The organism is Alienimonas sp. DA493 (assembly GCF_043951915.1).
In the GTDB taxonomy this organism is placed as follows: Bacteria; Planctomycetota; Planctomycetia; order Planctomycetales; family Planctomycetaceae; genus Alienimonas.
In genome coordinates, this window is sequence record NZ_JBINJD010000169.1 from 1 (window position 1) to 10,980 (window position 10,980).

14 protein-coding genes and 1 tRNA gene are annotated in these 10,980 nt (G+C 71.9%); 2 read left to right on the top strand and 13 right to left on the bottom strand.

The genetic code is table 11. The features are described from left to right. The first annotated feature begins 98 nt into the window (after nucleotides 1–98). Entirely contained in the window at nucleotides 99–236 is a 138-nt protein-coding gene (locus ACG2DA_RS19070) for a hypothetical protein (protein ID WP_395257775.1), read from the top strand. A 12-nt stretch (nucleotides 237–248) separates the two neighbouring features. Here the strand turns inward: ACG2DA_RS19070 and ACG2DA_RS19075 are convergent, their stop codons facing one another. From ACG2DA_RS19075 to ACG2DA_RS19135, 13 genes are all read right to left on the bottom strand, one after another. Further along, nucleotides 249–1,544 (bottom strand): NAD(P)/FAD-dependent oxidoreductase, encoded by a 1,296-nt coding sequence (locus tag ACG2DA_RS19075; RefSeq protein WP_395257777.1) that lies wholly within the window; start codon nucleotides 1,542–1,544, stop codon nucleotides 249–251. A gap of 55 nt (nucleotides 1,545–1,599) precedes the next feature. Continuing rightward, the gene (locus ACG2DA_RS19080) at nucleotides 1,600–2,565 is read right to left on the bottom strand and encodes a universal stress protein (RefSeq protein WP_395257780.1); all 966 of its coding nucleotides are present in this window, start codon (nucleotides 2,563–2,565) and stop codon (nucleotides 1,600–1,602) included. A 241-nt stretch (nucleotides 2,566–2,806) separates the two neighbouring features. After that, nucleotides 2,807–3,298: a DUF1003 domain-containing protein gene (locus ACG2DA_RS19085; protein WP_395257782.1), complete on the bottom strand. Its 492-nt coding sequence runs from the start codon at nucleotides 3,296–3,298 to the stop codon at nucleotides 2,807–2,809. A 51-nt stretch (nucleotides 3,299–3,349) separates the two neighbouring features. Then, on the bottom strand, nucleotides 3,350–3,505 hold the full coding sequence (locus ACG2DA_RS19090) for a hypothetical protein (protein WP_395257784.1): 156 nt from the start codon (nucleotides 3,503–3,505) through the stop codon (nucleotides 3,350–3,352). A gap of 763 nt (nucleotides 3,506–4,268) precedes the next feature. Then, complete coding sequence (locus tag ACG2DA_RS19095) at nucleotides 4,269–4,715, bottom strand: BlaI/MecI/CopY family transcriptional regulator (RefSeq protein ID WP_395257786.1); 447 nt, start codon at nucleotides 4,713–4,715, stop codon at nucleotides 4,269–4,271. A gap of 693 nt (nucleotides 4,716–5,408) precedes the next feature. After that, the gene (locus ACG2DA_RS19100) at nucleotides 5,409–6,488 is read right to left on the bottom strand and encodes a ComEC/Rec2 family competence protein (RefSeq protein ID WP_395257788.1); all 1,080 of its coding nucleotides are present in this window, start codon (nucleotides 6,486–6,488) and stop codon (nucleotides 5,409–5,411) included. A 55-nt stretch (nucleotides 6,489–6,543) separates the two neighbouring features. After that, nucleotides 6,544–7,299, bottom strand: coding sequence for a hypothetical protein (locus ACG2DA_RS19105; RefSeq protein WP_395257790.1), 756 nt, complete (start codon nucleotides 7,297–7,299; stop codon nucleotides 6,544–6,546). Continuing rightward, a complete protein-coding gene (locus ACG2DA_RS19110; RefSeq protein ID WP_395257792.1) occupies nucleotides 7,296–8,102 on the bottom strand; it encodes a TIGR04255 family protein in 807 nt (268 codons plus the stop codon). Before ACG2DA_RS19110 ends, ACG2DA_RS19105 begins: the two co-directional genes overlap by 4 nt. Before the next feature lie 147 nt (nucleotides 8,103–8,249). Then, nucleotides 8,250–8,666: a M48 family metallopeptidase gene (locus tag ACG2DA_RS19115; protein ID WP_395257794.1), complete on the bottom strand. Its 417-nt coding sequence runs from the start codon at nucleotides 8,664–8,666 to the stop codon at nucleotides 8,250–8,252. Nucleotides 8,667–8,681: 15 nt separating this feature from the next. Further along, a complete protein-coding gene (locus ACG2DA_RS19120; RefSeq protein WP_395257796.1) occupies nucleotides 8,682–8,867 on the bottom strand; it encodes a hypothetical protein in 186 nt (61 codons plus the stop codon). A 97-nt stretch (nucleotides 8,868–8,964) separates the two neighbouring features. Then, nucleotides 8,965–9,870, bottom strand: a complete 906-nt coding sequence (locus tag ACG2DA_RS19125; RefSeq protein ID WP_395257798.1) for a tyrosine-type recombinase/integrase — start codon at nucleotides 9,868–9,870, stop codon at nucleotides 8,965–8,967. Beyond that, entirely contained in the window at nucleotides 9,846–10,178 is a 333-nt protein-coding gene (locus tag ACG2DA_RS19130; RefSeq protein ID WP_395257800.1) for a hypothetical protein, read from the bottom strand. The genes ACG2DA_RS19125 and ACG2DA_RS19130 overlap by 25 nt, the downstream gene beginning before the upstream one ends. 117 nt (nucleotides 10,179–10,295) lie before the next feature. Beyond that, nucleotides 10,296–10,368, bottom strand: a tRNA-Phe gene (locus tag ACG2DA_RS19135). Nucleotides 10,369–10,570: 202 nt separating this feature from the next. Here ACG2DA_RS19135 and panD point away from each other — a divergent pair. After that, nucleotides 10,571–10,975, top strand: coding sequence for an aspartate 1-decarboxylase (gene panD, locus ACG2DA_RS19140; RefSeq protein WP_395257802.1), 405 nt, complete (start codon nucleotides 10,571–10,573; stop codon nucleotides 10,973–10,975). Nucleotides 10,976–10,980: the final 5 nt, after the last annotated feature.

Here is a 10,980-nt window from a genome sequence, read left to right on the forward strand (position 1 = left end):
CAGCGGCCGGAAAGGGCGGGCGGGGCCGTCTTGCGGGCGGATCGCCCGCGGGGCCGCCGCCCGCGCCGCGGCGCCCGGTTGCCGTGCACGACGCGGCCGTGCAGTCGGGCCTCGGCACGCCCTGCGCCGAGCGGGAACAGGTCTGGCTGGAGGAGGACGAGTTCGAGGAACGCGGCGACGACCGGCCGCTCCGCGACGCCCGCGACAACCGGCCTTCCTTCCGCCCGTACCCGTAAGCCGCGGCGCGGTCAGGGCGCGGGGGCGACGAACTCGAACCCGTCCGCCTCATCGCTCGGCTCGGCGGGGGCGTCGTCGTCCTCCGTCGCCCGCGGGACCGACCCCGGAACGCCCCACGGCGGCGCGGCGGCGAGGACGTGCGGGGGATCGATCCGCTCCAAGACCGCCTGCCGCACGATGTCGGCGGCGTGCGCCCACATCGTGGCCCGCCCGGGGAACACGCTGAACAGGCCGTCGACCGGCAATGCGGATCGACCGTGATCGATCACGACCGGGCCGGACCAGGCCCCCGCCGGGCCGAGATCGCCGCCCAGCCTCGACCGGACCGCGTGGGCCGTCACGCCGGCCCACTCCCGCACGCCGGGGGCGTCCCGCCGGACCGCCGGCAACAGGGCCTCCGCCTCCTCCCAGAGCCGCCGCACCGCCCCAGGGTCCGGGTGAGCGGCCGCCGTCGGGGAGTCCACCGCCTCCCACCGCTCGGCGCCGAACACCGTCGTCGGGCCGTGGGGGAGGGCGTTCAGGCCCGCGTCTTCGAGGAGGTGGAACGGCGCCGACTTCAACCCGGCCCGGCAGGACACGAGGTGCGTGCGGTGGAGTCCGACGCTCGTTCCGCTGGGGAGAGGCAGTTCGCGGCCGGCGATCAGCGAGACGGCGGGGTCTCGGTTGAAGGCCCCGGTCGCCAACACGGCCGCCCCGCCGCGAACCGTTTCTCCGCCGGGCAATTCGACCCCGCGTACGGTCTCGTCGTCGATCACGAGTCCGAGGACCGGCGTGGCACACCGCACCTCGGCGCCGTGGGCGAGCGCGACCGCGGCCAGTTTTTCCAGCAGCACGTCCGGCCGGAAAGCTCGATCCGGCAGTGCGAACGCCGGTCCGGCGGCCCCCGGGCGGAGGTCCGGCAGCTCGCGGGCCGCGTCGGCAGCGGTCAACGGGCGAAACGGAATGCCGGCCCGGTCCCACGCGTCGAGCCACGGCGTCGGGTCCGGCCCGCCGGGCCGGGCGAAGTACACCATGCGATTCATCGCCAGACCGCGGGCCGGCGGCGCCTCGATGCAGCCGGGGCAGAACCCGACGGCGCGGCGGAGCGCGTCGCAGCAGGCCGCGGCAAGGGCGACGTCGGACCGGGCGAACGTACCGCCGCTGTGCAGCCAGCCCTGATTGAGCGTCGAGGCGCTCCGGCCGACCTCCGCGGCGGACTCGAACAGCGTCACCGGCACGCCGGACTGCGCCAGCCGGGCGGCCGACGCCAGTCCGGCGAACCCGCCGCCGACGATAAGCACGCGGGTCGGGTTCTCGGGGGAGATCATCGAACGGGCGTCCGGAGGGCGTGGTGGGAGAGGGACGACGTGCGAACCCGGCGGGTCAGGCCCGACGCCCGCGGCAGATCCAGACGCTGCCCTCGAAGTGCCGGAGGACGTGACGCGAGACGCTGCCCAGATGGACGCCGAACGTCGACGGTCGGCCGCGGTCGCCGACCGCCACGATGTCCGCCCGGCAGGCCTGCGCACGGCGGACGATTTCCTTGCCGGCCCGACGGGCCGTCCGCACGTCGACCGTCACGCCGGCCCCGGTCTCCCGCAGCGGGCCGGCCAGCCGTTCCAGCTCGGCGAGACTGGCGTCCTTCAGCTCCTGCAGAATGTCCGGGTCGACCTCGGAAGCGCCGTCCGAGCTCAAGCCGTACATCTCCATGACGTGGAGCAGCGTGATCTCGGCGCCGGGGCCCCAGTGGTAGGACTGCAGCTCCCGTACGGCCCGGCGGGCCTGATCGGTCTCGTCCACCGCCACCAGCGCCCGCAGCGGGCGCTGTTCCGTCGCGTCCGCCGCCGTCCCCGGTTCGTCGCGGAGCCCGGTCGGACGCACGACCAGCGTCGAACAGCCCGCGTGGGTGGCGACGGTGTCGGAGACGGACCCCAGCAGCACGCGTTCGACGGCCGAATGCCCCTGCGCCCCGATCACGATCAATTCGCTGTGGGAGGAGGCCGCCTCCGTGAGGATCTGGTCGGCGACGGCGCCGCGACGCACCACGGTGCGGACGAACTTCGCCATCGGTCGGAACGGCTCGGCGACGTCTTCGAGGCGGGCCGCGGCGTCAGCATGCAGCTTGGCCATAATCTCCGGCCAGACCGCGAATAGCGCCACGCTGGACGGTTGGGTCGGGGCCGACACGACGTTGAGCACGGCGACCTCGGGCGCCTCGCGGTACGGCAGCCGGACCGCCAGCCACGCCGCCTCCGCCGAGGCCTCGGAGAAGTCGGTGGCCAGCAACACCCGCGGCGGTCCGGGGTGGGGCCGGAGCAAGTCGTACATCGACTCGGCAGAGGCGGGCATGGGAGATTCCTCGGAGGCGAAGGTCGAGCGGTGGAAACCGTCCTCACCCCGTTGCAACGCCTGTTCCGAGCCCCGTACGCCCCTCCCCGGCCGGCTGCGACGTGCGGATCGGGCGCGCCGGCGGTCAAGAACGCCCGCGCCCCGTGCGGTTCCGCACGCCGGCTCTCGCCGGACTCGCCCCGCCCGTTCAGGGCTTCGTCCGGAGGCGGCCAGGAACGATCCCGGCGAACCGTCGGGAAAGTCAGCGAGCCGAATCCTCCCGGCCCGGTTCGGCTTCCCGTGCGCGACCGCCAAGTTCCTCGAGCAAGTCGGTCTGCAATTGTTTGATTTCCCGCAGGCGCTGCCACTGGTGGGTCAGCAACAGGTCGAGCTTGGCGTGCAGGTGGCGGATCTCGAGTTCCGCCTTGAGGTTCACCCGAAGGTCGTTCTCGGCCCGGGCGCGGTCTTTGGCCTCCTGCCGGTTCTGGCTCATCATGATGACCGGCGCCTGCAACGCGGCCAGACAGGAGAGGAGGAGGTTCAGCAGGATGTACGGGTAGGGGGCGAAGGGCTCGGCCATCAGTCCGACCGTGTTGAGGACGACCCAGGCGGCCAGCACGCCGGAGAAGCTGAGGATGAACGTCCAACTGCCGCCGAAGGACGCCACGCGGTCGGCGAGCCGCACGCAGAACGGGTCGGAGCCCGGCGCGGCGGGCGCGGCGGCGACGATCTCGTCGCGACCGAGGCTGTCCAAAACGTCCCGCTGCAGGGCGGTGAGTTCGCCTTCCCCCTCGGTCAGCAGGTCCTAGACGTGCCGGCGGCGGTAGGTCCGCAGATCTTCCTCGCAGATCAGTCCGCCCGGCGCCCGGTCCGGACGATCGGCGGCGACGAGCGCGGCGACGGCCGGGCGGAGCAGTCGGAGCGGCGTCGCCTCCCCCACCGGCACCATCCGGCCGCACACCTCGCAGCGGACCGTGAGAGGTGCTGGCGGGACGGCGGTGCGGGGGCGGGCGGCACGTTCAAACGATCCCAGAGAGCCGCGGCACCCCGACTATTCCGGCAGGATCCTGTGCCTTGGCCGAGTCGACCGCAAACCACTGCCGTGGTGTCAGGAAACGATCGAGAGGGCAATGTGCGGCGTCCAGCCCTCAGGCGAAGCCCTGTAGGCGACCGCTCAGCGCGGGTTTCTACGAGGCCCGATTGAATCGGGCGTTCCGGTCGATCGACTGCCGACCGATTTCGCTCAGGTTCTTGGGGGCACCTTGAATTGGTGTTACGAGTGTGCGGAAACGTCACCGGGTTGATCGTTCGAGCCCCGTCGCCCGTCGGCAGGACCGCAGGCGTACGACACCCGGCGAGGCGGAACCGTCGAATCGGATTCGGGCCGACGACACGTCCGCGTGACCGGAGAGACGTTTGGTCGGGCGGCCACAACTCCTTCATTGGCGGGCAACTGGAGTTTGACCATCGCGGCCGCCTGCCGGGGCGGGCGGGGCAGGACCGCGTTCACCTCGGTTTCGCCCACCGGCGTCACCGGGTCGGTCTCCCGGGCCGCCGACCGGCCCGGCGATCGGGACCGCCGGCCGGCCGAGGACCAGCAGCCAGAGCCCGCACCGACACGCCGCCGGCCCGCCGCGCCGACGACCGCCCACACGGCCAGCACCAGCAGTCCGGCCTGCACGGCGGAGCCCGCCAGGCCGGGAAGGAGGTCGGGGGAGGGGAGGTCAGTCATCGCCGGCCCCCTTCGACTCGGCCTCGTCCAGCAGCCGGCGGAGTTCGTCCGCCTGGGCGGGCGTCAGTTCCGCCCCCTCGGCGAAGTGCACCAGCGCCGCCCCAACGTTCCCGCCGAACACGCGTTCCAAAAAGCTCCGCCCCTCCGCCTGCACGCACTGCCGCTCCGAAACCGCCGCCCGGTAGCGGTGCCGCCGCGGGGCGGCCGGGTCCGGCTCCGCCGTCAGGGCGCCCTTCTTGACCAGCCGGGCCAGCAGCGTGCGGACGGTGCGGTGGCTCCACCCGGTCACGGGCGTGACGGCCGCGATCACCGCCGCGGCGACGGTCCCGGGCGGGTCGTCCCGCTCGGCGTCCCACGCCGCCCGCATCACCCGCCACTCGGCGTCGGAGATGGAAAGCGGCCCGTCGGCCGGCACCGGGGGTGAAGGTTCGGGCGTCATCGTCGTCTTTACGTCCTGACCACAGGTGTGGTAATTGAATGTGCGACAGGCGTAGTCATCACGTCAAGCGGCTGCGCGGCGCGGTCTGACCGGCGGCTGCGTCCGGGACTTCGATCGTTCGGAAAGCGGCCGGGGGCGGTTCCGTCGCCCGCCGGGCTCCGCCGCCGCTCAGCTCACGCGGGTCCGTCGTCCCGGGACCGGCCGCTCGCGGGGGAACCGGCCTCTGCGTAGCGTGAGTCGACGCGAGGCGAGGTCATAAGCGACGTGACGCGACTACTGGATCGAGCCGGGGCCGGCGACGCCGCCGCGCTGTTGGCCGCCGAACGGGCCGCCCGGAAGACGCCGGAGTCGTGCGGCAACCGACCGGGGACGAACCGTAACGCGACCTCGGGGCGGCGGCCCGGCGTGCGGTACACGCCAAAGAGCTACTACACCGCGGTGCGGCGGGCCTGCGAGAAGGGAGGGGGCCCGCCGTGGCCGCCGAACCGGCTCCGCCACGTTGCGGCCGCGGAGGTGCGGGCGAATGTTGCCCTGTCCGCCGCCCGTGACGCGCTGGGCCACTCCGGCGGAAGTGTCACCGAGAACTACGCCCAAGCCTCCCCTCCGCCCACAACGCCGCGCGTGTCGCGGAGGAGGTGGGATGATCCTCTCTCTCGCGGGCCACATCTCTGATCCCGCACTCGATTCCGGCTCTTAGCCGTCACGTTCCCCGCAATCCGCTCGGCGGCACAGCGGGGCGCCGTAGGTCGTGGCTGCAAGGCGGTCGACGGCGCGTTGGTGTTCGCCGACTCGCTCGACCGTCACGCCATCCGGGCGAAGCGCCATCCGCACGGTGCCGGCGCACGGTACGTCTCGGCTGTTGCCGGCGTCGGTCCATTTCGGAGCTCTGAGGGACTGGCAAAAGTCTCCGGGCGGCGGGTTCGTCAGTCGGAACTGCTCGAGATCCGGCGCCCGGCAGCACCGCTTCGTGATCTGGGTGCACAGGACCGTCACGCCGGCATCAAGCAGAGCGTCGATGACTTCGGGGCGAGGGTGCTTATGTGTATTCGACGTGCCGACCGAGACCAATGCGAACCGCGGCCGCACGCCTTCGGAGAAGAGCCACTTCAGCTCGCCGGCCGCGTCGTCGCCGGGCCGCCAAACTCTGCCGCCGTGGTGGGGGACGAGCAGCACCTCGGCCGCCATCGGGCCGCCGCCCCGCCGGGCAGCGACTGAGCGGAACTGCGACACCGGCGCGTCCCCCGAGATCACGATCCGGTGCGGCCCGGAGGATAGAGCGAGGATGCCGCTCGCGGCGTTCGGATCACCGCCGGCCGAGGCCGCGTCCGCCTCGAAGGCGGTGGGGGCGAACAGCTTCAGCCTGACGTCCTCCCGCCCCCTCGGCAGCGGCCGCCCCGGTTCCGGGAGGAGCAGGCGGGGCGGACCGTCTTCCTCCACCTCCAGGCGGCTCAGGAGACCGTCGAACCGCCCTCTCGCACGCAGGTCGCGGAGGAGGAGGTACAGCTTGTTCTCCTTCGCCGCTCGATCCGCCGCGTAGAGCAGCCGGTGGACTCGCTCGGCGTAGTCGGTCAGCACCCCGGCCGCGGCCCCGCGGTGATCGGCGTCATTGTGGGAGACGGCCAGCAGGTCGATCTCCCGCACGTAACGGGAGAGCAACGGGCGGAGCGGGCTGAAGCGACTGGCGGGGCCGCAGTCGAACACCGCCGCCCGGCCGTCGCCGAGCATCAGGACGTTCGCGGCCCCCTGTCCGACGTCGAGAGACCAGAAGTACAAGTGGGGCGGGTCGCGGTCTGAACGCTTAAGCGGGGGCGGTCGGAGACGACCCGAGTCAGTCCCAAGTCGTCGCGGGCAGGGCGGAGGTCGGTTCCCACGCCGCCTCGAACTCCGCCAGCTCCTCGGCGTTGGCCTTGAGCGGGGATCTCCGCAGCGGCGTCACGCCGGAGCCGCCGAGCAATCGTCCGTCCGCCGGGTGTCGCACTGTGGTCATCTCGAACCACTGGCCGCTCCGCAGGGCGGCGAATTCCTCTGGCAGGGCGACAGAGACGCGGGAGGAGATCTGCTCCGGCACCCCGCGGCCGACCCACTCCACCCTCCGGCGGCCGGGCTCATTGCTCGTCAGTAGCCCAACCTCCCGGGCTTCGAGCGGCTGAGACTGCTGGTAGGCGGTCACGTCCACAATCCGACAGAGACGTCGCCAGACCACTTCCTGATCGGCGGTCCGTTCGAAGCCTGGTGTGCGGTAAAGTTGCTGGAACTGGGTGTGAAAGCGGTCGAACCAGTCGTCCCACGCCTCGGCGGCCGTCGCCCCGCGGCCGAGGAAATCGTCGCCGGGCAGGTCGGGAACCCGCACTTCCGTCCGGTCCGGTCGAAGGCTGTAAGCCGGCATCGCTGGTGCCGGGAGGAGTTCCCCGCGGATCGCCTTACGGAGCGGATAGACGTGCTTTCCAATCCGTAGCGGGCCGTAGAAAACTCGGTGACGCAGGGCGGTTGCCCCGGTTCGGTCAGTCCGCGCGACGTCCCGCACCTCGACGGCCGGGGCTGCCGGCGGCAGGTCGATCAGTGGGGGCGGGGCGGCGAGGATCATGCGTCGGCGGGGGAGAATCGGGCCCACATTGCGTCGGTGAAGGCCGCGCGGAAAACAGTATTGAGGTACGCATGTGCGGCGTCCAGCCGGGGCCGCACGGTCTCCGGACCCGCCGGCCCTTCGCCGCCGGCCGATCCATCCAGGTGCCACTCCAGGCGGAACCGAGCTCCCGCGTCGGCGGGCGCGTCCTGCGACTCGAAGGAGAACGTCAGCCGCACGTCCTCTACCGGTGTCGTCGACTCACATCGCGCTGCGACGCGGAAGGGGGGATCTCCGACACCCACCGACGGCACCCGCACGTCGAACTCGAACCAGGACGAGAGGTCGGCCGATCCGTCTGGCTCGCGGGGCACGTCGACGACGTCAATGTTGTGCAGGCCGAACGCACGCAGGCACCGGCCCGGGGGATCAGATTCTCCAAACTCTTCCATGTGCAAGCGGAGCACCTCCAGCGCCCGGTCCCGGAGGGCGGGGAACCCGGGATAGTCGGCACCGTCAGCCCGGACGAAATGGGCTGAGGCGAAGTTCGGCCCCATCTGCACTACTGATGTGCCGGCGTGGTTCGCTGCTCTCACCGCGACGGTACGCTGTGACACAGTGAGCGACGGCCGCGCCTCGGGCCTCGGGGGCTTGAACTCAAATAGATCCTCGACGAGGTGCTCCACCTGCGGGAGCTCCTCTCCGAAATGTTTCCGGAGGAGTCGCTCCGCCCGTTCCGCCCCGGTCGGATCCGGGGGGGCAGGCGGCGTTTCGAACCGGAAGTCGATCCACGCCTCCACCAGCGGGGGGTTGCGGAGTTTCACGACGAGAACACGGGCGCGGCGGCGGGCGGATGCAGAGTGACACCCTATCGTATCGGTTATCTGCGGTCGCTTCGCCGTCCTGACCGTCGGGACGCCACCGAAGACTCTTCGCCGCCGAACCGTGTGGCCGGCCGGCTCACGACCGAGTCAGGGGCCGAGCCGCGGCCCCGGATACCGTGACAGCATCTCTCGCCGCTCCTCCCAGTCCGGCAGGACGGTCGTGAGGAGCCGGTAGAACGGCCGCCCGTGGCCGAACTCCAGCAGGTGACAGAATTCGTGGGCGACCACGTACTCGACGCACGGTCGGGGGGCGCGGGCGAGGGCGGGGTGGAGCAGGATTGTCCCGCCCCGCGTGCAGCTCCCCCACCGCCGCCGCATTGCCCGGAGTCGGACCTCCGGCTCGTCGCCGACGACCGGGCTCGATTGAGGCGATCCCAGATGGCGGCACGCATCCGTTCGCGGACTGACCCTTTCATGTCGGCGACGGCGTCGCACCGCGCGGTCCGACGGTCCGCTCGTCCGGCGCCGGTCAGATCCTCCGCGGTCTTGTCGAGCAGACGGCACGCTCCGGCGAAGACTTCACTCCCGCAGGCCGTTCGAGAAATACCAGGACGGTTCGTCTTCAGCCCTGGTCCCTCCTGCCCACCGCTCCGCGGCCGCCTTTTCTCTCCGTAGCGCGGCCTTCAGAACGTCGCGTTCGAAACGTCCGTAGGCCTTTTCGAAGGCCTCCTGAATGGCGACTTCGTCGACTTCGTCGGCCGGCATGCGATGTCTCCGGCGGGGTGCGATTCCTGCGGGGGGGGCACTGCACCTTACGGCGCCGCCGGCAGTCCCGTCGCGTCCGCCGCCCCGCGGTCGGGCGTCAGCCGACTTCAAGCATCGCCCGCCGGGCGAGGGCCGCGTCGCGTTCGGCGTAGATTTGGGTCACGTCGGCCCGGGAGTGGCCGAGGGTCACCTGCGAGGCCTCGAGGCCGTGCGTGCGGCGGACCTGGGTGCCGAGGGAGTGGCGCAGCTGGTTGGGGGACCAGCGGGGCACGCCGGCCGCGTCGCAGGCCCGATAGACGGCCTGCCGGTAGGTGGCGGTCGTGTAGGCCTCCCCCGGGGCCTTCTCCGGACAGCCCTTCCGGTTCGTCCCGGGCCGGTTGCCGCAGGAGTCGGGAGTAGAGCGGAGGGCGCGGCGACGCCCGCGCACCTCGGCGACGGCCTCGCGCGGGGAGAAGCACGGCTTCCCGGCCGGCCGCTCCAGGTAGGGGGCCAGGACGGCCTGTCCCCGGGGGCCGATCATCACGGTCCGGGTCTTCCCGTGGTGCAGCGTTTTGTGTTGCCGGGGGCGGTACTCCCACACGTCGCCTTCGCAAATCACGTTGCGGGGCCGAAGCTGCACCGTCTCGCCCGGCCGCATCCCGGTCAGCCGCTGCAGCCGGACCATCGCTGCCACGGGGGCCGGCAGGTGGGTCAGCGCGGCCTCGACGTCGGCGTCCGGCGCGGGCCGGACGGGCTCCGTCTCGCGGGCGGTCGTCCGACCCCGCTTCAACCCCTCGACCGCGTCGAGGGCGTGCCGGACGTCCGGCGGGAGCAGCTCCTCCGCGACGCCCCAGCGGAACATCCGCTTCACGCGGCCGACCCGCTTGTTGACCTCCTTCCGACAGAGGCCGGCCTCGACCATCGCCGCCCGGACGGCCTTGAGGGCCTTCGGCCCGAATTCCGCCGCGGGGGTCCCGCCGTACAGGGCGCGGACCGGCTTCAGACTCTGCTTGATGCTCTCCACTTCCGTCGTCGCCCCGCCGTCGGTTCGCGGTAGTAGGCGAGGCAGTGGCGGCGGTAGGCGGCGATCAGCTCGGTGATCGTCAGGCCGCCGGGGGGGCGTCTCGGTTCGCCGGTCCGCGGGGGCCGGGTGCGACTGTCGGGGGCGACGCCGGCGGTCAGCAGTTCGCCGGCCCAGCGGCGGAACTTTTCCTCGGTCTCCGGATCGCCGTGGGGGCCGAAGTAGTGGTCTTTCCCCTCCCAGCGGCACCGATTCTGGTCGGTCGGCTTGTGGAGGGTGAGGGTGGGAACGCGGCGTCTGGGGCGGGGCATCGGGGCGGCCTCCCGGCGAATCGGGGTAGATCTACCACGATTCGCCCGGTCGAGAGGGCCGCGCTCCGGCCGGTCCGGAGTTCCGCAACTGCTGCGTTCGGCGGGACTTAGGGCAAATGGTTCGGGTGGGAATCGAACCCACGACACCAGGATTTTCAGTCCTGTGCTCTACCAACTGAGCTACCGAACCCCGCGGTTTTTCAACCGGGTCCGACACCGACCCGGGCGGGGCGGTTCGGGGACGGGAAATTTAGAACCGGCGTCCGCAAACCGCAAGCCGGGAAAGTCGTCGAGATCTCGCAGGACCGCCGGGGACCGGGACGGGGCGGCCGGGCGATGTCGCGGCGCGACGCTAAGATGCCCCGCCGCCGCTTTCCCCCACCTCGCGACCGATGCGCCGCACGCTGCTGAACGCCAAGATCCACCGGGCGACCGTCACCGACGCCGACCTTCACTACGAAGGCAGCCTCACGATCGACGCCGACCTGTTGGAGGCCGCGGACATTCTCCCGCACGAACGGGTGGAGGTCTACAACGTGACCCGCGGCACCCGGTTCGCCACCTACGCGATCCCCGGCCCGGCCGGGCGGGGCGACATCTGCGCCAACGGCGCCGCCGCCCACCGGGCCGTCACGGGGGACCTCGTCATCATTTGCACCTACGCGGAGTTCGAGGAGGCCGAGGCCCGGGAGCACGAACCCACCGTCGTGCTGGTCGACGAGCGCAACCGCCCCCGGGTGGAACTGCACACCTCCCCCTCCGAGGCCGGCGTCGTCGACGGCCATCACCCGCTGTAACGCCG

What these genes read in the sequence shown, in the direction of transcription:
- ACG2DA_RS19075 (WP_395257777.1), bottom strand. Translation starts at nt 1,544, where the DNA reads ATGATCTCCCCCGAGAACCCGACCCGCGTGCTTATCGTCGGCGGCGGG.
- ACG2DA_RS19080 (WP_395257780.1), bottom strand. Translation starts at nt 2,565, where the DNA reads ATGCCCGCCTCTGCCGAGTCGATGTACGACTTGCTCCGGCCCCACCCC.
- ACG2DA_RS19095 (WP_395257786.1), bottom strand. Translation starts at nt 4,715, where the DNA reads ATGACGCCCGAACCTTCACCCCCGGTGCCGGCCGACGGGCCGCTTTCC.
- ACG2DA_RS19120 (WP_395257796.1), bottom strand. Translation starts at nt 8,867, where the DNA reads ATGCCGGCCGACGAAGTCGACGAAGTCGCCATTCAGGAGGCCTTCGAA.
- ACG2DA_RS19105 (WP_395257790.1), bottom strand. Translation starts at nt 7,299, where the DNA reads ATGATCCTCGCCGCCCCGCCCCCACTGATCGACCTGCCGCCGGCAGCC.
- panD (WP_395257802.1), top strand. Translation starts at nt 10,571, where the DNA reads ATGCGCCGCACGCTGCTGAACGCCAAGATCCACCGGGCGACCGTCACC.
- ACG2DA_RS19130 (WP_395257800.1), bottom strand. Translation starts at nt 10,178, where the DNA reads ATGCCCCGCCCCAGACGCCGCGTTCCCACCCTCACCCTCCACAAGCCG.